Genomic DNA, 19,533 nt, shown 5'->3' on the forward strand with positions numbered 1-19,533 from the left:
TTTTTTAGATAAAAAGAAAGACGATGAAGAGAAGAGTAGCTTTGGAATCTGTTAGAAGAGAACCCGGATGGTGAGAAAGGGCAGCAGAAAAAAAGTGAAGATGAGCTCTGAGTGATCTGATTTGTTCACGCAAATCAGACGGAAAGCAGCCGTTACCGTGCCAAGTATCTTAGCGTACTGTTGAGGTGCCATTTGTGAGAATGGTGCGAAAAAGGGTGGTAACACGAAAATCTCGTCCCTTTGTTTGTCAAAGTTGATAAGCAAAGGGATGAGGTTTTTTCTTTTTATCGTTGAATGCGTTTTTTGCTGTCATGAAAAACACTTGCGTTGGTTGCGCAATCACATAGGAGGAAGAATGAAAATGATCTGGAAGAAGCGTTTATTGGTGGCAGCAGGAGTGATTGGGTTGACCCTTTCTGGCTGCACGACAACAGGAAATACCGAGGGATCAGAGGCTGGAACTAACGGAGCGCCGAATCAAGCGATCGCGGTGAGTCTACCAGCTGAGCTGACGACTCTCGATACGACCCAAACGACGGATAAAGCAACGTTTACCATCGTACAACATTTATTCGAAGGGCTTTATCGTTTCGATGAAAACAGCGAACCAGTTCCAGGCTTGGCAGAAGGAGTCGAAATCAGTGAAGATGGCAAAACCTATACCTTTACTTTGCGAGACGATGCGAAGTGGAGCAATGGCGAAGCGATCACTTCGGCTGACTTTGCTTATGCGTGGAAAAAGTTAGTTGATCCAGAAACGATGGGACCAAATGCCTATTTGTTAGATAATGTAGTCAATAGTAAAGACATTCGTGAAGGCAATGCAGACGTAGAAACGATTGGTCTGGAGACCCCAGATGACGCGACCTTTATCGTGCAGTTGGAGCAGCCGCAGCCTTCGTTTTTATCCTTGATTTCCATCGGCTGGTTGGCACCGCAAAATCAAGCCTTTGTTGAAGAAAAAGGCGAGACCTATGCCCGTACAAGTGAAGATTTGTTGTATTCTGGTCCCTTTACTTTAACCGATTGGCAACAGACAGGAGACGAGTGGACGCTAGTGAAAAACGACCAATACTACGATGCTGATGTCGTTCAATTGGAGGAGATCAAAGGCTCCACCATCAAAGAAGAAAATACGGGGATCCAATTGTTTGAAAGCGGCGACCTTGATTTGCAAAAAATCAGCGGGATCTACGTCCAACAATACGGGGACAATGAAGAACTAGTTACGCAAAACGATGTGGCGAACTTTTTCTTAGACTTCAATAAAACCGCCAACGATGCCTTAGCAAATGTTCATGTGCGTAAAGCGATCGCGTTGGCGATCGACAAAGAAAGTCTCGTGGATAATGTGTTGAACGATGGAGCGAAAGTTTTAAATGGATTGATCCCTACCGGCTTAGCTGCGAATCCAAATACTGGCGAAGATTTTCGAGCATATAGCGGTGATTATAACCTGTATGATTTAGAGGCTGCCAAGGAAGAGTGGGAAAAAGCCCAAGCGGAAATTGGCGAAAGTACGACGCTGCGTTTATTAGTGACAGATGATGACAATGGTCAAAAAATCGGGGAGTACTTGCAAAGCCAACTGCAAGAAAACTTGCCAGGCTTGTCGATCTCCATCAACAAACAGCCACGTGCCAGCTTGAATCAATCAAGAGCAAATAGTGATTATGAGCTTTCCGTTTCTGGCTGGATCGCTGGAAGCAGTGACATGGATATGTTCTTTATCTTATACAAAAACGGCGCTTCCTTTAACTACGGCGGCTATGTCAATGAAGAATATACGGCGTTGACGGAAGATGCGCGCACCGTTCATGCCAATGACCCCGATCAATATTTTGAAGATTACAAAGCGGCAGAAGAAATTTTGTTGGAACAAGATGCTGCGCAAGTCCCTCTTTACCAAAGTGCTTCAAATTATCTGATAAAATCAAATGTTAAAGACATCCAATTCCCAGCTTATGGCGCGCATTTCTTTTTCCGCACCGCCTATGTTAGTGAATAAGGGGAAAAATAGTTGAATGAAACGCGCATGTTTATTCGATGAACATGCGCGTTTTGCAACAAAAAAAGCAGTTCAGAAAGCTGAACTGCTAAATGCGGAAGATGGGAGTTGAACCCACACGAGATAAACTCACACGCGCCTGAAGCGTGCGCGTCTGCCATTCCGCCACTTCCGCATAAGATAAAGATAATCCTTTCTAGGATGAAATGCAAGTCCAATCTCACAAAAAGGAGCCCGCCAGCGGGGACTGGCGGGATAGGAGTAAAAATGAAAAAGTGTTAGGGTTGTTTGTTGGTATGCATTTATAATAGCGGGAAAATGTGAAAAAAAGTTGACGAATCAAACAGAATTCTGAGAAGAAATCGTCAAGAAAAAGTGAAACCATTTAAAACAGTCAGAAGACAAAAAGGAGCCCGCCAGCGGGGACTGGCGGGAAGGAGTAAAAATGAAAAAGTGTTAGGGTTGTTTGTTGGTATGCATTTATAATAGCGGGAAAATGTGAAAAAAAATTGACGAATCAAACAGAATTCTGAGAAGAAATCGCCAAGAAAAAGTGAAACCATTTAAAACAGTCAGAAGACAAAAAGGAGCCCGCCAGCGGGGACTGGCGGGAAGGAGTAAAAATGAAAAAGTGTTAGGGTTGTTTGTTGGTATACAAGTATCATACCGAGAAAATATGAAGAATTTTCGAGTGAAATTTAGAAATTGCGTGAATCTTTTGACAAATTATGGCTTCTGTTTGAATTTTTTCTTAAAAGAGAATTGACAAAAGGCACAAGCTTTGATAATTTTAATGAAACAAAATGCAAACGCGATGAAAAAGAAAGTAGAATCACGGGCGTTGTCTAGCAGAGAGTTCCAGCAGGTGAGAAGGAACGACAACAAATGATTTGAAAATGACTTTGGAGCGGATTTTCTGACTAATTAGGAAAATACGGTTGCCCCGTTAACAAGCGACAGTCTCCGAGTGTTCTCGGGTACTGAATGAGGTGAGGCCTGTGAAGGTTTTACAGATTAAGGTGGTACCGCAGGTGATGCCCTTAGCTTTGGCTAAGGGCTTTTTTTGTGTCTGTAGGGTCAGCTGTTTCATGCGAAGGTTTTGTTGAAAAGGAGAAAGGTTGTTGGGAGGAGAGAAAATGCACAAATTAGTGGTTCAAACCGATTTTGGTTTGCAAGATGGAGCGGTCAATGCGATGTACGGGGTAGCCTATCAAGTGGCACCAGAGCTGGTCATTGCGGATTTGACTCATGAGATCGAGCCATACAACATTCATGACGCCAGCTATCGCCTGCTGCAAAGCGTCACCTATTGGCCAGCAGGAACAGTCTTTGTTTCAGTGGTCGATCCTGGCGTAGGGTCTGATCGACGAAGTGTGGTTGCCAAGCTGGCGACCGGGCAGTTGGTTTTGACACCAGATAACGGCACCCTGACCTATTTAGCGACTTATATCGGAATCGCTGAACTTCGGGTGATCAATGAGGCAACTGAGCGCTTGGCAGGATCAGCCGAAAGCCATACGTTTCATGGTCGGGATGTTTATATGTATAATGCCGCTCGGCTCGCCAGCGGCGCCATCAGCTTTGAAGAGCTAGGAACACCTGAACCTAAAGAAGCGATCCAAGTTTTTGCCATTGAAAAGCCAAGCCAAACAGCTGAAACGATCACAGGGACGATCGATATTCTCGATATCCGCTTTGGTTCGTTGTGGACGAATATTCCCCACACGTTCTTTAAGCAATGGCAGGTCCAATACAATGAGTCGCTGCTCGTCAGTATCTACTACCAAGATACCCTGCGTTATCAAGAAGAAGTGCGTTTCGGACGCTCCTTTGCGCAAGTGGCAGAACAAGAACCCGTCTTATATGTCAATTCCTTGCTGAATATCGGTTTAGGGCTCAACTTGGCTTCATTTGCTGAAACCTATAAAATCGGCACTGGCACAAATTGGAAAATTACCCTCAAAAAAAGGAGAAATGAAAAATGAATCAATCAAAGTTTACAGTAAAACACATTGTTGCAATCGGTATCGGTGCCGCGGTCTTTTTCGTCTTAAAACGTTTCGTCACGATTCCGACGGGTTTCCCAAATACAGATATCGCCACAGCCTATCCTTTCTTGGCGCTATTAGGCGTTGTCTACGGTCCGATCGTGGCTGGTTTAGCAGGTTTTATCGGGCATGCCCTAGGAGATTTAACGACTTATGGTCCATGGTGGTCTTGGATCGCCGCCTCTGGGATCTTAGGGGTGTTCTTTGGACTTTTGACTCGTTGGATTCCAATCCAGCAAGGAACCTTTGGCGCTAAAGAAATTCGGACCTTCTTGATCGGTGAAACGATCGCAAATTTGGTCGTCTGGGTGATCATTGCCCCGATCGGGGATATTTTGATCTATGGCGAACCAGCGAACAAAGTCTTTACGCAAGGAGTCATTGCGGGATTGACCAATGCAGTCGTAACTGGGATAATCGGAGTGATCCTGCTAAAAGCCTATGCCCAAACCAAAACCAAAAAAGGCAGCTTGAGCAAGGAATCCTAACCAAAGAAATGTGTGAAGGCTAAAAATGAAACAAAAAATCATTCAATTTACGAATTTTTCTTTCCAATATGATGCACAAGCGGAACCGACCTTGAAAAACATCGATCTAACGATCTATGAAGGAGAAAAAGTCCTGATCGTCGGTGCCAGCGGTTCTGGCAAAAGTACATTAGGAAAATGTTTGAACGGTTTGATCCCGCAAAACGACAAAGGCAGTAGTACTGGAGAATTGACGATCGGTACCAATGCCTTTGGGCAAGCTTCCATCTACGAGCTGTCTTTGACCGTCGGCACGGTGCTGCAAGACACCGATAGCCAATTTGTAGGCTTGACCGTAGCAGAAGATATCGTATTTTCATTGGAAAACGATCAGCGCAGTCAAGCAGTGATGCAAGAGGCGCTGCGTTTTTGGGCAGAAAAGACTGACTTAATGGATCATTTGGCGAAAAAACCGCAGGAATTATCGGGTGGCCAAAAGCAACGTGTTTCAATGGCAGGTGTTTTGATCGATGAAACACCGATTCTACTGTTTGATGAGCCGCTAGCCAACTTGGATCCGCAAACAGGTGTGGAAGCCATCAAAATGATCGACCAGCTGTATCAAGAGAAGCGTTTTACCACCATCATCATTGAACATCGCTTAGAAGAAGTGTTAGCCGCAGCTGTCGATCGCATCATCGTGATGGAAGAAGGCCGCATCCTTGCCGACAGTACACCGAATGAACTATTAAAAACGGATATGCTACAGCAAGTCGGCATTCGTGAACCGCTGTATTTAGCTGCTTTAAAAAAAGCGGGGGTTCCCGTGACCGACGCTGCTGATTTGGTCGCGGTAGAAGCATTTGCATCACCTGAGATTGCCGAAAAACTGACTCAGTTTCAAGAAAAATTTCCGAAACCAGCGCTTCCTAGCCACCAGCCGCCGTTGTTGGAAGCAAAAAATCTATCGTTTTCCTACCAAGTGGGCAAACCAATTTTGCAGGCACTGGATTTTACCATCCATCAAGGAGAAATGATTAGTTTGGTCGGGCATAATGGCGCAGGAAAATCGACCTTGTCCCATTTGATTACCGGCTTTTTAACTCCGACTTCTGGCAAATTACTTTGGCAAGGAGCAGACATGGGCAATGATTCCATCAAAGAACGAGCGCAAAAAATCGGGTATGTGTTGCAAAACAGCAATCAAATGCTGTCAAAAAACTTCCTGTTTGACGAAGTTGCCTTAGGCTTGCGCAACCGAAACGTTCCAGAGGCTGAAATTACAGAAAAAGTTCATCAGACCTTGAAAATTTGTGGTCTTTATCCGTTTCGTTCATGGCCATTGTCGGCACTAAGTCATGGGCAAAAACGCCGAGCCGCCATTGCAGCGATCCTCGTCTTAGATCCTGAACTCATTTTATTGGATGAGCCGACAGCGGGACAAGACTATCGCCATTACACCGAAATGATGCAATTTTTACAGGAGTTGAACCAGCGGGGATTAACGATCGTTATGATCACCCACGATATGCATTTGATGTTGGAGTATACACAGCGGACGATCGTTTTGACAAAAGGAACGATTTTGCTGGACGCACCGCCAGAAGTTGTTTTAGCAGACAAACAAGTGGTGAGTGCCGCAAACCTCAAAGAAACCAGCTTGTATACACTGGCGACCCTTAACCAGCTGACAGATCCCGCCGCTTTTACTGCCGCCTTCATTGCCAGCGAGAAGGGGGGACACGATGGAGAGTAATCTAATCGGCTATCTTGACCGCAAAACGTGGATTCACCAATTAAGCGGTGCCGCAAAACTGATTTGTTTTTTGCTGCTATCCGTCATCGGGATGATCTCTTATGATACGCGCTTTCTCATTGGACTGGCATTGTTTTCGGTCTTTCTATTTGCCAGTGCTGGAATTCGCTACCGAGATATCGCTTTTGTATTAAAATTTATCATCTTTTTTTCGCTTTTGAATTTGGTGGCGGTCTATCTTTTCGCACCAGAATATGGGGTGGAGATCTACGGTACGCGCCACGTAATTTTCGAAGGGATCGGTCGGTATACATTGACCCAAGAGCAAGTGTTTTATGAGCTGAATCTGTTGATCAAATATTTTGTCACGATTCCCCCAGGGTTGATTTTCCTGTTTACCACCAATCCTAGTGAGTTGGCGTCCAGCATCAACCGCATCGGGATTTCCTACAAGATCGCCTATGCAGTCGCACTGGCTTTGCGTTACATTCCCGATATTCAAGATGATTTTCGGACCATTGCCAAAGCGCAGCAAGCACGGGGCGTGGAGCTTTCTAAAAAAGCACCTTTGCGCAAGCGAGTGGCAGGCAATGTCGCGATCGCGATTCCTTTGATTTTTTCCAGCTTGGAACGGATCGACCATATTTCTGCTGCCATGGAGCTAAGAAGGTTTGGCAAGCATAAGCAGCGTACCTGGCTGAAAGCTAAGCCGATCCAAGGCAAAGATCTCTTGGCGATTGCTGTCGTTTGCTTGATCGTGGCGCTCGGATTGTCCTTGATGGTCCTTAATGGCGGACGTTTCTACAATCCGTTTCGTTAACAAATCACCCCATGAAAACTTAAAAAACGGACGCATTGTCAATAATGAAAGTGGGACGGATGAGTCAACTCTGATTTATCCGTTCCAGAAATGATCGAGCAAAAAAACGCAGACCTAGCAGCAACTGACTTTAGCAAATGTAGTACTCGCTAAAGTTAATTGACTGACTATCCTGCGTTTTTTTGCCGCTAAAAAAAGGAGCCCGCCAGCGGGGACTGGCGGGATAGGAGTAAAAATGAAAAAGTGTTAGGGTTGTTTATTGGTATGTATTGATAATAGCGGGAAAATGTGAAAAAAATAGGAAGAGAAAGCAATAGAAGTGTGTCAATCTGTTGATGATTTTCGTAAAACATTCCAGCGTAAGCCTTTTGGATCTTTGATTGACGGAAACACGAAATAAGGCTACACTGATGGCATCAAAGCAGTACAAGGAGGGGACAGGATGGATGCCATTACGATCAACGGACTAAGCAAACAATACAACAAGAAGTACGCCATCGAGAACGTATCATTGCAAGTGGCAGAAGGAGAGATTTTTGGCTTTATCGGACCAAATGGTGCGGGAAAATCAACGACCATCAAAGTATTGTTGAATTTTATCAAACCAGATGCAGGACAGGCGGCGATTTTTGGACGAGATTGCCAACAAGCAGCCAAAGAGATCAAAACGTTTACTGGGTATGTTTCCAGTGATGTACGGTTTTATTCAAAAATGACGACAGCAGAACTACTGGCATTTACGGCGGATTTTCATCAAGTCAAGCAGCCAAAAAAAGAGATTCAGGAGTTGATGGAGCTTTTTCAAATTGATCCAAACAAATCGATCGCAGAACTTTCTTTAGGGAACAAGAAAAAAGTCGGGCTTGCGAGCGCCTTGATTGCACAACCGAGAATGTTGATTTTAGATGAACCGACCAATGGCTTAGATCCCCTGATCCAAAAACGGCTGTTTGAAGAGCTTCTCAGGAGAAACAAACAGGGGATGACGATTTTTCTATCCAGCCACGATCTGCATGAAATTCAGACCTATGCCCATCGGACTGCCTTTATTCGTGAAGGACAGATCATCACCGTGAAAGAATTGAGTGAGGAAGAAAATTTCGGCAAAGTTGTAACGCTCACGAATGAGGACAGCCTCTCATTAGCCGGCTTGGAAAATGTACAGGTTCTTGCTCAGGAGTCACACAGCTTGCGTTTTTTCTATCAAGGGGACATGAATCAGCTGGCACATTTTTTAACCAATCCTGCCATTAAAGAGTTCACGATCGAACACCCAACCCTTGAACAGCAATTTATGCTCCTGTATGAAGGAGGTTCTCAAAAATGACTTTAATGAAAATCGATCTTAAAAATACCTTCAAAGGCTGGCTAGTCTGGGCGATCCTTTTTGCAGCAATCATTTTTGCATTTACGGCTATCTATCCTCAAATGATCACGCCAGAAATGAAAACGTCGTTAGACCAGATGTTGGGCTCTTTCAGCCCAGAATTACTAGGCATCTTTAACATCCAACTGACAGGACCCTCAAGTTTGGTTTCTCCAACAGGTTTTTTCGGGTACTACTTTCAATACTTATTTATTGCTGCGTGTATTTATGGGATGCTTTTAGGCTTGAACAGTCTGATCACTGAAGAATCAGAAGGAACGATCGAGTATTTATATGCTCAGCCTATTAGCCGCAGAGAAATCGTTGGGTGGAAGTTCCTCGCTCGATTGTTGTTGCTGACTGGCTTTTGGCTGATTGCTTATGGCAGTAGTCTGGCCTCTTTTGCTCTGTTCAAACTGCCTGAAGACGACCTGTCCTCTTTTATTGAAGAAATCAGCAAAATCTTCGTTGCCGAGTACGGTGTCTTAGTCTTCTTCCTCTGTCTAGGTTTCTTTTTATCCACGATCTTGCGTTCCAGCAAACAAACCGCCAGCGTCGGCTTAGGCTGCGTGTTCGGTCTGTATTTGCTCGGCATCGTGGGGGAACTCTACGATAAATTGGAATGGCTGGCAGGACTTTCACCCGTGCGGATGGCATTACCCGTCCAACTCATGGATAACGGCGCCACATCAGTCCTATGGGTACTGCTGCTCGGTATCATCTGTTTCTTTGGCACCTTTTCCCGTTATGAGCGCAAAGACTTGCAGGTCTGAGTATATCAATCAAAAGACAAAAAAAGAGCCTGTCAGCGGGGACTGACAGGCAAAGGAGTAAAAATGAAAAAGTGTTAGGGTTGTTTGTTGGTATGCTTATATAATAGTCTCGAAATGTGAAAAAAGTATGACGAAGCAGGCACGTTTTTGCGAAAAAATCATTGCGAAAGTTAAGAAAGCGTAAAGCGTCCCTTCACCAAAAGGCTTGAAGGGGCAACAAGAACCTAAAATCACTCCGAAGCAGCAGGCGGTTCATGCTGTTTCGGAGTGATTTTTTAGTTGAAGCTACTTGCTCAAGTCAAGGCTATCGACATTAAAGGTGTCGCCATGTGCTAAGTCACCATAACGATAGCCACGGTTAAACCAGTCCACGCGTTGCTGCGATGTGCCGTGCGTAAAACTATCTGGAACAACATAGCCTTGGTATTCTTTTTGCAGTGTATCATCCCCGATGGCATTGGCAGCTGTGATTGCTTCTTGAATGTCGCCAGCTTCTAAGATCGGTTGTCCTTGATAGGTTTCGCCTTGCAAGTATTTCGCAAAAGTACCAGCTAAGTAGTCAGCTTGCAGTTCCAAGCGAACGCTGTACTGATTGTATTCCTTCTCTGAAACTTGCTGGCGGATTTTGTCCAATTGTTGGGTAATCCCCAGCTCATTTTGCACATGATGACCGACTTCATGGGCGATGACATAGGCCATTGCGAAGTCGCCGCTTGCGCCATATTTATCGGAAAGCTCATTGGCAAAGCTCAGATCAAGGTACACATTCTCATCTGCTGGGCAATAAAACGGACCAACCTGTGACGTGGCATAGCCGCATGCCGACTGCACGCTTCCCGTAAATAATACGAGTGTCGGGTCTTGATAGGTTTCTTGCCGCTCTTGAAAAACGTCTTGCCAATAATCTTCTAAATAGCCGAACACGACTGCGGAAAATTCTTTTTCCTCCGTGTACTCACTAGTGCCCACATTTTCTGTCTGGTAATTGGCTGCTTGACCGCTGCCACCCAAGACATCCGGCAGCGAATTTAAATCACCACCGCTAAACAGGAAAAATAAAACAGCGATGATCACCGTACCGATCCCGCCACCAGCAGCCAACATCCCGCCTGAGCCAGATGATCGCCCCGTTCGATCATCGACATTTCTGCTTTGTCTACCCCCACGCCATTTCATGTTATCTCCTCCTATATAAATCCTAGCTTAATTATAAGAGAAAGGCGGCAGATTGTGAAAAAAAGCGCCTTGAAATTGTTATAAAATGCCTTCAGGAGCCTTGAAAATCAAAGTGTACACTCCTTTTAATCATTCTTTAATCTAACAATTAGCCTTCTAATTTGTTACAGTAGCAATAAAATAGAGGTAGAGGGTGAGCGTATGAAAATGAATTATTCGGGGACATCGGAACGAAGGATTTTGATTTTTAAACGGTTGATTGCTGGCGAGCACCTCAGCTATCAGCAGTTAGCAGAGGATTATTTCGTTTCCCGCAGCAGTATTGCAAAAGATATTTCTTATTTAAAAGAACTGTTTCAAAAAGAAAGCTTACGTCTGAGATTTGATAATTCAGGTACATTTTTTGAAGGAAGTGAATCCCAGATTCATCGGGTGCTGAAACGCTTTTGCTTAATGATGCTGGATCAACCAGCGGCGTTTTCCTTGTTGGTGGAACCTGCGAAATACCAGGAAGTAAATCAGGCGTTTCGTCGAGCGTTAGTGGAAAAACAAGTGGAAATGCCCGACAGCTATATCCAAAGTATCGTCCTTTCCATCGTGCTGCTGATCGAACGGGCGAGTCATGCGGAAAACTTAGTGATTGAAGAAAATCGCCAAGTGGGGAAACTGTTTTTGGAGTTCGACAAATATCCGTTAGTCTATGAGCTACTGAAAGAAATCGAAGAACAGCACATTTATCAATTTTCACCAAAAGAAGTGCAATATCTAACCTACCTGATTGTCGGTAGCGGCTTGAAATTTTTTATGAAAAGTGAAAAAGTTCCTTTCGTCTTTCGGGGAAAAGTGCGCAACTTGATTCAAAAAATCAGCGAAGGCTTAGGCACCGACTTGACCCAAGACAATCGATTGGAAGAAGATGTGACGATTCATCTGTATCAACTGCTGTTGCGGATCGAAGCGCAAACCACAGTCATCAACCCTTTGTTAGAGGAAATCAAACAAAACTATCCTGCCTTGTATGGCGTGGTCTGGTTCTCGCTCCATGATTTCTTGAAAGCGTATCAAGTGGGGATCTCTGATGATGAGATCGGATTTGTCACGATCCATTTTCAAGCAGCGATCGAGCGAATGCGCCGCATGAACAAAATCATTTTTGTCTGTCCCAATGGCGTCGGCACTAGCTCGTTTGTCTCTGCGAAAATTCGTCGCATTCTGCCAGAGATCGACAGTATCGAAACCGTTTCAGTAGAAAAATTAAAGCAGATGGACATCTCGGCGATCGATTTTATTATTTCAACCATCGATCTCGTCGAGATTCAAAAACCTGTGGTGCGGATCTCGCCTATGGTGACCAATCGCGACATGAAGCGGATCATGAATCACTACATCGATTTAGTCATCGATAATGAGGCGGCGGTCGATCAAAATAGTTTACTTCTTCAAGCCCAATCGATGATCCAGCCAACCGTCTTTTTCGAGCGATTTGCCAGCAAAACAGAAGCCATCAATTTTTTGATCGAACAAACCCCTTTTAGTGATGAAAAACGAAAAGCGCAGTTTCAGCAATCCGTCATTGAAAGAGAGCAGCTACAATCAACCTATTTAGATAATGGCTTTGCCATCCCTCATGGCAATCCGAATTATGTCGAAAAAACAGCCATCTCGATTTTGCTTTTGGATCAGCCAGTAGAATGGGGCAACCAAAAAGCCGACATCATTATTTTATTGATGATCCGAGAGGATGAGACGCAAAAGGTGGAACCAATGATGAAATTGATCATGCAAGGAATCGAAAACAAAGAATGGTTCCTATCAAAAATGTTGGAGGTTAAATCAGAATGAAAGTGAAGGATTCTTTGCCTGAAAAGCATATACAAACGGATGAGACAGTGACAGATTGGCGCTCAGCCGTAAAATTAGCCAGCCAGCCCTTGCTGGATGAAGCGCTAATTACGTCAGAATACATCGAAGCGATGATTCAAAGTGTGGAAGAAAATGGTCCTTACATGGTGTTGGCGGATTACTTTGCGCTGATGCATGCCCGTCCTGGAGAAGGGGTTTTGGAACAAAGTATGAGCCTTTTAGTAACGAAACAGCCCATCGATCTTGAGGGCAAACCGGTGCGGATATTTCTTGTCTTAGCCGCCGCAGATAGTCAAAGCCATCTAGAAAGCTTGAAAGAGATCATGGCGATCTTTATGGATGAAGAAAAATACAACGTGATATTAAATGGCGATCGGGAACAAATTTGTCAATTATTCCAATAGGAGGAAAAGGATATGAAAATTTTAGCAGTATGTGGATTTGGTGTAGGAAGCTCAATGGTATTGAAGATGACGATCGACAAGGTGATCAAAGAGTTAGGGTTGACGGCAACTGCCGAGAATACTGATTTATCGACGGCAAAAGCGACACCAGCAGATGTTTATTTTACGAGTAATGAATTATTGAATGAGTTAAAAGCATCCGTGAAAGCACCCGTTTATCCAATCAAAAAGTATATGGATAAAGAAGAAGTCAAACAGCAAATGGAAAAATTTTTAGCTGAAAGAGAGGGATAATCATGAATTTTGTCACGGATTATATTTTAAAAAATCCGCCAGTCCTACTGGGGATCATTGCCATGATTGGGTTATTGGTACAAAGAAAACCTTTTGCAGAAGTCGTCAAAGGAACCTTAACAGCTTCCTTCGGGATGGTGGCATTGACGGCTGGGGTAAATATGTTGGTGGGAACGATCGCACCGATCAATGCAGCGGTTCAAACCCAATTAGGCGTTGCTGTGTCAGATGGTCTCTCTGACATCACCTTTACGGCAGAATACGGCGGAACAGTTGGTTTAGCGATGTTTTTCGGACTTGTCATTCATTTATTGATTGCTCGCTTTACACCTGTGAAGACGATTTTCCTCACCGGCCACATGTTGTGGTGGTTCCCATTTGTCATCGTCGCTGGGGGCGTTGAAGGCGGGCTTACTGGAATCCCACTGTTGATCTTAGGGGCGGTTCTATCTGCTTGTTACTGGTCCTTCATGCCATGGATCATGCGTAAATATGTATGGGATGCCACAGGCGATGATTCATTCTTGATCGGTCATCCAACGGGGATCTTGTCATTGGTTTCAGGCTTTGTTGCAAAACGGGTCGGAAACAAAGAAAAATCGACGGAAGATTTGAAAGTGCCAGAAAATCTATCGTTTTTCCGTGAAATATCGATTACTGGCGCGTTAGTGATGTTTTTGATGAATGTCGTCATCGGTTTGATTGCGCCCGTATTAGTTCCTGAAGGGGGCAACTTGGTGATGTTTGCGGTTGATGCTGGCTTGAACTTCGGTGCAGGATTATTGATCATGTTGTATGGGGTACGTCTATTGATCAACCAAATCATTCCCGCCTTTCAAGGGATCGCAGAAAAAGTCGTTCCTGGAGCAAAACCAGCTTTTGATGTGCCCATCTTGTTCAACTATCGTCCAAATGCTGTAATCATCGGCTTTATCGTGGCGATGATCACCTCAACGATTTTAGTGGTCATTGCCAATACGACCAACGTCTTTGGCATTTTGATCGTTCCTTTAGTCATCACCAGCTTCTTTGAATGTGGCGGTGCTGCGGTGATCGGCGAAGGACAAGGGGGCTTGCGAGGTGCCATTATTGGTACGATCACAGCTTCTGTCGTTATGGTAGCACTCGTTGGGATCTCTGCAGCGTTGTTCTCAACGACGATTCAAAACTGGATCTTGATTTTCGGTGGGAACGATTTATCTCTATGGGGCATCCTTGGTGAATTGATCGGCAAGCTGTTTGGAGGGTTTTAAATGTTTCAATACTTTGAAAAAGCAAAAGAACTATTGTCTATTGTAGAAGAAAAAGAAGCACCAGCGATTGAGCAAGCCATTGAATTGCTGACGCAAGCCAACTTGACCAAAAAAGCCATTTACATTTTTGGCGCAAGTCACGCTGGGATCTTAGCCGAAGAGATGTATTATCGAGCAGGCGGCATGATGACGATCAACGCGATCTTTGGAAGAGAACTGATGCTTGATCGTAGCCCAATCACCTTCACAAGTAAAATGGAGCGCTTAGAAGGCTATGGTAGTGCCTTGGCGGCGACCCAACCCTTTACATCAGGTGATGTGCTGATCTTGCATTCGGTGTCTGGGCGAAACCCCGTTATCATCGATATGGCGCTTCATGCCAAAGAAAAAGGAGTCAAGATCATCGCATTAACGAACCTTACCTATTCGAAAACAGTCACCAGCCGCCATACTTCAGGCTTGCGTTTGTTTGAAACGGCGGATATCGTCATCGACAATCATGGGGAGATTGGCGATGCTGCGTGTACGATTCCAGACGTCGAACAAAAAGTCGGACCTACATCCACCGTAGTCGGCGCAACGATCTTAAATGCGATCATCGTTGAAGTTTGCCAAAAACTAAAAGAAGCCGGTGTCGACTATCCGCCGATTTTTTACTCAGCGAACCTAGAGGGCGGGGATGAATTGAACCAGTCCCTGTTTGAAAAGTACCAAGAAGCGATCCATTATCAGCTGTAAGTCAAGAGTTAGTCGTTCCTTAGCGAAATAAGACGGTCAAAGAAACCATTCAAGACATTTTCTCCTTGCGAGAGAATGTCTTTTTTGTAGTTACTTGTTAGAAAAGGGCCGGAGCATAGGGATGAAAAAGCGATTCAAGCAAAGAAGGCTTAAACTGGAATTATGTATTTTTACTTAATAATGGTCTTTAAAAATAAAAATATATAAAATATTAGCTAAAATATGAATAAAATACTACAAAAACGATTGTTGTTTAACTTCCCGCTCGGTATAATTAGCTTGGGAGCTACAGCAAGACAACAAATAATGAATAAAAAATCTACAAACCGTTGATTAGAAAGGAGCAGCTTATGGAGTAGGTAGTGGGTATCGATTTTTCGATAAGAAGGAGAGGAAGAATGTGAAAAAAGAAAAGAGAATGTTAGGTGATAAAAGTTATTGTGAAGAAACAGACAAGCGAAGGAGTCGGAAACTACATAAGTATCTGCTTGTCGGACTGATCGTTGTCCTTGTACTTAATCTATTTCCATTTGGTCGTTATGCTGACAATGTGGTAGAAGCCGTTACTTCTACAGAACAAAAGCAAAATAGTGAAGATGGTATCGAATATACAGAGATTCATTCAGCAGAAGAATTAGATACCTTAATACGTAAGGAACTAAACGGTAATTTTAAGCTAGTTAAGGACATTGATCTATCCGACTATCGTTCTAATACAAATACTGCGAATCAAGGATGGCTACCGATCCCAAACTTTACGGGTGTGTTCAATGGTAATGGCCATACGATCAGTGGGTTGCGGATAAATCGAACAGGTAGTAGTTTTTTAGGTTTATTTGGTTCAGTCAATGGAGCGACAATCAAAAATGTGACCGTTGCACTTGGTGGGGATATCCTAGGATCTTCCGCTGTTGGTGTCATTGCAGGGCGAACGACGCATGTAACAAACAATGGTGCCGTTTTAGAAAACAATCAGGTGATTGGCAACGGGCATACAGTTAGAGCCACGGCGCTGCTTGGGTATGCCGGCGGGCTGATTGGTTATTCTGGAGATAATACACGACTGGAAAACAATCAGGTAGAACATATCAATGTCCTGACAAATGGCGTTAGCAATTACGCCGGAGGACTTGTCGGTGCTGCTCGTAACTCTTCATTATTCGATAATGCAATCAATCGTGCCAAGGTAGAGGCGTATTCCTATGCTGGAGGGATAGCTGGGGTTACTTATGGATACTCTGCTCAGGCGCACAGCAATGGCACATTAGTAACGAAAAACATTGTCGATACTGAAAGCAGCGTACAGGGAAGAGGCTCCTATGCCGGAGGGGCATTTGGGGCAATTTATGAAGGCAGTGAAGTGCGGCAAACACTGACGCATGCGAAAGTAGTCGGCAAAGGGTCCTACAATGGCGGCTTTGCTGGAGTTATTTACGATCGTTCAACGGTTGACCAGTCTGCGGCTTATGGTTCTGTCGAGGCTGTGCGCTATACAGGTGGCTTTGTCGGAGCGTTGTATAACTCGGCCTCTGTAAGTAATTCTTACGCACGAGGAGCAGTGACTGGAACAACCGAACTAGGTGGCTTTGTTGGTACATTCTATGATTCAGCGATCATTGAAAACAGCTATGCAGCGAATACGATCCATACGGATGAAAGAAATCAAGAGCGTGCTGGTGCTTTTGCCGGTCAACATCTTGGCACACGGCAACAATATGCAGGGACGAATTATTTTGATCAGCAAATAGCTGGTATCGCACAAAATTTAAGTAATGCAGGCGGGGAGCAAACGAGTGGTGCTAGACCTCAAGGAAAAGATACGCAAGAATTTTCACAGTCAGGGACATTCGAGGGGTGGGACTTTGAAGATACTTGGATCATTGATAATGGCTATCCAGTATTTCAATTTTCCTATAAAGAACCTGACATTCCAAAGGAGATCGAAGAACCCATGATCATTGTTCATACAGCGTTTCCAGAAGGAGAAGTCACTGTCCCATTCATTGACATTGAGTATACAGCAACCCCAACAATAGGCAATGAGATTATAGAAGTCTATGTGAAGATCAACGGTAATTTTGATAGTTATTTGTATCTGAAAGGCGGGAATGGTATTACGCCCAAGGGTGAGTTGGGCACAGGGAGAGTTTTTTTCCGACCGATACAAGGAGAAAATCATATTGAGGTCGTGGCTTTTGATAGTAGTGGTGTGACAGGAAGTTATAAAGTTGATCAGCCTGTGAAAGTGGTGGAACATCCTGTTCCAGATTCACCAAAACCAGAAGAAATTAGTACGGAGTTCTTTTGGGAAGATGAACGCAGCTTTGTGAATAATCGCTTCCAGTTATGGCTTACAGGAGCTACCGTTGAGGAAAGAAAAAATGTGACGCCAGAGATGATTGAAGAAGCGCTTGCTTCCATTGATGCCACTTTATTGATCGAACCTGATTGGCTCGGTCAGCTTACTGTTCAAGTAAAAGAAAGTACAGCAGAAGAGCTGATTGAAATGATTGAAGATGTGATAGAAAATTTCCCAGAAGTCTTTGAAGATGGCAATCTTGATACATTAGATGATGCATCAATCAACGAAGTCACCCCTGTGGAAACAATGAGCAATAAGGAATATTTTCCTGACGATCCTTGGTGGAATAACGATGAATGGGGGCTACGTGCGATTAATTTACCCGAAGCATGGGCGTTATTTGGCACACATGAAAGGGAGAATGTCAAAGTAGGGATTATCGATGATGGTGTATGGGGGAAGCATGAGGACCTACAGATACCAGCTGGAAATATTGAAAATGATCCAAACGCTAAAATAAATACGGAACTATCTACAAATGATCATGGGACGCATGTTATAGGAACGATCGGAGCCATTCAAGATAATCAATTAGGAGTTAGTGGAGTGATTAATATTTCACGAAAGAATCTTCTTAGTTATAATTCGTTTGATGGAATAGCTACAAATAGAAACATGGGTAAAAAATTTTTATCAACCAGTGCTAATGCTCAATTAAGTGGTTTAAAATGGAATGTCGAAAATGGGGCTCAAGTTGTAAACGTGAGTCTTGGTGGTAGCGGATTTCAATTTCCGCAATTGGGACTTTTTAATATTTTCATTAGGAAAACTCAACGATTAGTTGATGAGAACTATGAGTTTGTCATTGTTCATGCTGCAGGAAACAATGCGATTGATGCTAGATATGGGCAATCCTTTTCTAATATTGGAGAAAATCATGCATTAAGAGAACGAATTATAACAGTCGGAGCAACGACTAATGTGAATAATAGAATTCGGATGGCTAGCTTCTCTAATTATGGAACAATTGTAGATGTTGTTGCTCCAGGGCATGATATAAAAAGTGCTTCATCGGTTAGCAAGGACTTATATGTTAATAAGAACGGTACTTCCATGGCAGCACCTCATGTTGCTGGTCTTGCCGCTCTTGTATGGTCGGAAAACCCAGGTCTTTCTGGTGCTCAAGTTAAGGGGGTTATTACCCAGTCTGCGATACGCTCTGGTTTAAAAGTCACAGAAACCAGACCAAATACTCCTGAAATGACCTATTATCAAGTAAGTGCTTTTGCGGCTTTAAAGCAAGCTCGTGGTGTAGATCCGGACAGGGATACGGTTCTGATTCGAGGGAAAGTCAGACAAGAATCTACCGGTTACTTATTAGAAAATGCTCGCGTTCATTTGTATCAGAATAATAAACTATTAGAACAAACATGGACGAATTCATTGGGTGAATTTCGTTTCTTCAATCAACCATCCGGTCATGATTATCGAATCACAGTTCATTACCCATGGCATATTGCTGCAAGAATCAATAATTTTTCTGTTCCAGAGGGTATCAAAGAAAGAGATGTTGGGACAGTTGTTCTACATGATTCCTCTTATTTAGGAATTGACACTGTCTTTTTATTAGATGATTCTGGCAGTATCAGCGCGAATAATTTTAGGCAGATGACTAATGAAGTACAGGCATTATTTTTAAATGAAGATGCTTTTACGAGTGACGATCGGATTAGCTTGTTTACCTTTAATTCGAGAGTAAATCGGCATTTCTCATTTTTAAATCCTTTACTTGCAGCTGAGCGGCTTCCTAGGCAAGTTGGCGGTAGTACTGCATTAAACCAAGCAATTGCGCAAGGTAGCCAAGAATTTGAACAGTATGGACGAAAAAACGCAAAAAAAGTAATGGTTGTTCTTACAGATGGACACAATAATATTTCAGGTCCCCCAGAGGCAGAATTGATCCAACAGGCTAAAGAAAACGATGTAACAATCTTTTCTATAGGGGTGGGGAATAATCTAAATCAACGCTTTCTCGAAAATATTGCAAAAGAAACAGATGGTGAATTCTTCCACATCTCTAACTTCCAACAATTAGCAGAAATTTTTGAAAAAATTCGTTACGAGCTATTTGATGAAGATATTCAAAAGCTGCAAATCGAACTCTCAGAAACTAGTGCTCAAAATCTTCAGACGACCAATGTGGAGTCTGAACGTTTAGCAGCATAAGATTCTTTTTAAGGAATCTAAATTTGTTGTTCATCAAAT

At 43.5% G+C, this 19,533-nt stretch carries 14 protein-coding genes, 1 tRNA gene and 1 other annotated feature; of the genes, 13 read left to right on the forward strand and 2 right to left on the reverse strand.

The window, feature by feature from the left end:
* Positions 1-355 precede the first annotated feature (355 nt).
* A complete protein-coding gene (locus IGI76_RS04500) occupies positions 356-2,008 on the forward strand; it encodes a peptide ABC transporter substrate-binding protein (protein WP_270266270.1) in 1,653 nt (550 codons plus the stop codon).
* A gap of 93 nt (positions 2,009-2,101) precedes the next feature.
* Here IGI76_RS04500 and IGI76_RS04505 read toward each other — a convergent pair.
* A tRNA-Leu gene (locus IGI76_RS04505) sits at positions 2,102-2,183 on the reverse strand.
* Between the two features lie 630 nt (positions 2,184-2,813).
* Positions 2,814-3,053 (forward strand) — a binding site (T-box leader).
* A gap of 91 nt (positions 3,054-3,144) precedes the next feature.
* On the opposite strand from IGI76_RS04505, the gene IGI76_RS04510 reads away from it, so the two are divergent.
* The 6 genes from IGI76_RS04510 (at position 3,145) to IGI76_RS04535 (ending at position 9,238) form a co-directional block, all read left to right on the forward strand.
* Positions 3,145-3,993, forward strand: coding sequence for an SAM hydrolase/SAM-dependent halogenase family protein (locus tag IGI76_RS04510; RefSeq protein ID WP_005225399.1), 849 nt, complete (start codon positions 3,145-3,147; stop codon positions 3,991-3,993).
* Positions 3,990-4,544 (forward strand): ECF-type riboflavin transporter substrate-binding protein, encoded by a 555-nt coding sequence (locus tag IGI76_RS04515; RefSeq protein WP_005225401.1) that lies wholly within the window; start codon positions 3,990-3,992, stop codon positions 4,542-4,544. Before IGI76_RS04510 ends, IGI76_RS04515 begins: the two co-directional genes overlap by 4 nt.
* 25 nt (positions 4,545-4,569) lie before the next feature.
* Positions 4,570-6,279, forward strand: coding sequence for an ABC transporter ATP-binding protein (locus IGI76_RS04520; protein ID WP_270266273.1), 1,710 nt, complete (start codon positions 4,570-4,572; stop codon positions 6,277-6,279).
* Positions 6,269-7,099 (forward strand): energy-coupling factor transporter transmembrane component T family protein, encoded by an 831-nt coding sequence (locus IGI76_RS04525; protein ID WP_005225404.1) that lies wholly within the window; start codon positions 6,269-6,271, stop codon positions 7,097-7,099. The genes IGI76_RS04520 and IGI76_RS04525 overlap by 11 nt, the downstream gene beginning before the upstream one ends.
* Before the next feature lie 442 nt (positions 7,100-7,541).
* The gene (locus tag IGI76_RS04530; protein ID WP_115232041.1) at positions 7,542-8,426 is read left to right on the forward strand and encodes an ABC transporter ATP-binding protein; all 885 of its coding nucleotides are present in this window, start codon (positions 7,542-7,544) and stop codon (positions 8,424-8,426) included.
* On the forward strand, positions 8,423-9,238 hold the full coding sequence (locus IGI76_RS04535) for an ABC transporter permease subunit (protein WP_270266277.1): 816 nt from the start codon (positions 8,423-8,425) through the stop codon (positions 9,236-9,238). The genes IGI76_RS04530 and IGI76_RS04535 overlap by 4 nt, the downstream gene beginning before the upstream one ends.
* A gap of 285 nt (positions 9,239-9,523) precedes the next feature.
* Here IGI76_RS04535 and ypfJ read toward each other — a convergent pair whose 3' ends face one another.
* Positions 9,524-10,414 (reverse strand): KPN_02809 family neutral zinc metallopeptidase, encoded by an 891-nt coding sequence (ypfJ, locus tag IGI76_RS04540; protein WP_010747705.1) that lies wholly within the window; start codon positions 10,412-10,414, stop codon positions 9,524-9,526.
* Positions 10,415-10,615: 201 nt separating this feature from the next.
* Here ypfJ and IGI76_RS04545 point away from each other — a divergent pair, with 201 nt between their 5' ends.
* From IGI76_RS04545 to IGI76_RS04570, 6 genes are all read left to right on the forward strand, one after another.
* Positions 10,616-12,256, forward strand: a complete 1,641-nt coding sequence (locus tag IGI76_RS04545; protein WP_074534938.1) for a BglG family transcription antiterminator — start codon at positions 10,616-10,618, stop codon at positions 12,254-12,256.
* Positions 12,253-12,681: a PTS sugar transporter subunit IIA gene (locus tag IGI76_RS04550; protein WP_074534939.1), complete on the forward strand. Its 429-nt coding sequence runs from the start codon at positions 12,253-12,255 to the stop codon at positions 12,679-12,681. The genes IGI76_RS04545 and IGI76_RS04550 overlap by 4 nt, the downstream gene beginning before the upstream one ends.
* 12 nt (positions 12,682-12,693) lie before the next feature.
* Entirely contained in the window at positions 12,694-12,975 is a 282-nt protein-coding gene (locus IGI76_RS04555) for a PTS sugar transporter subunit IIB (RefSeq protein WP_005225413.1), read from the forward strand.
* A 2-nt stretch (positions 12,976-12,977) separates the two neighbouring features.
* Positions 12,978-14,228, forward strand: coding sequence for a PTS ascorbate transporter subunit IIC (locus IGI76_RS04560; RefSeq protein WP_016610654.1), 1,251 nt, complete (start codon positions 12,978-12,980; stop codon positions 14,226-14,228).
* A complete protein-coding gene (locus IGI76_RS04565; RefSeq protein ID WP_074534940.1) occupies positions 14,229-14,966 on the forward strand; it encodes an SIS domain-containing protein in 738 nt (245 codons plus the stop codon).
* Between the two features lie 400 nt (positions 14,967-15,366).
* The gene (locus IGI76_RS04570) at positions 15,367-19,494 is read left to right on the forward strand and encodes a S8 family serine peptidase (protein ID WP_438781132.1); all 4,128 of its coding nucleotides are present in this window, start codon (positions 15,367-15,369) and stop codon (positions 19,492-19,494) included.
* The last annotated feature ends 39 nt before the right edge of the window (positions 19,495-19,533 follow it).

Source organism: Enterococcus sp. DIV2449a (genome assembly GCF_051711225.1).
Classification (GTDB): Bacteria; Bacillota; Bacilli; order Lactobacillales; family Enterococcaceae; genus Enterococcus_D; species Enterococcus_D casseliflavus.

Coding starts and splice junctions, on each gene's coding strand:
- IGI76_RS04500 (WP_270266270.1), top strand. CDS start 356: ATGAAAATGATCTGGAAGAAGCGTTTATTGGTGGCAGCAGGAGTGATT.
- IGI76_RS04510 (WP_005225399.1), top strand. CDS start 3,145: ATGCACAAATTAGTGGTTCAAACCGATTTTGGTTTGCAAGATGGAGCG.
- IGI76_RS04515 (WP_005225401.1), top strand. CDS start 3,990: ATGAATCAATCAAAGTTTACAGTAAAACACATTGTTGCAATCGGTATC.
- IGI76_RS04520 (WP_270266273.1), top strand. CDS start 4,570: ATGAAACAAAAAATCATTCAATTTACGAATTTTTCTTTCCAATATGAT.
- IGI76_RS04525 (WP_005225404.1), top strand. CDS start 6,269: ATGGAGAGTAATCTAATCGGCTATCTTGACCGCAAAACGTGGATTCAC.
- IGI76_RS04530 (WP_115232041.1), top strand. CDS start 7,542: ATGGATGCCATTACGATCAACGGACTAAGCAAACAATACAACAAGAAG.
- IGI76_RS04535 (WP_270266277.1), top strand. CDS start 8,423: ATGACTTTAATGAAAATCGATCTTAAAAATACCTTCAAAGGCTGGCTA.
- ypfJ (WP_010747705.1), bottom strand. CDS start 10,414: ATGAAATGGCGTGGGGGTAGACAAAGCAGAAATGTCGATGATCGAACG.
- IGI76_RS04545 (WP_074534938.1), top strand. CDS start 10,616: ATGAAAATGAATTATTCGGGGACATCGGAACGAAGGATTTTGATTTTT.
- IGI76_RS04550 (WP_074534939.1), top strand. CDS start 12,253: ATGAAAGTGAAGGATTCTTTGCCTGAAAAGCATATACAAACGGATGAG.
- IGI76_RS04555 (WP_005225413.1), top strand. CDS start 12,694: ATGAAAATTTTAGCAGTATGTGGATTTGGTGTAGGAAGCTCAATGGTA.
- IGI76_RS04560 (WP_016610654.1), top strand. CDS start 12,978: ATGAATTTTGTCACGGATTATATTTTAAAAAATCCGCCAGTCCTACTG.
- IGI76_RS04565 (WP_074534940.1), top strand. CDS start 14,229: ATGTTTCAATACTTTGAAAAAGCAAAAGAACTATTGTCTATTGTAGAA.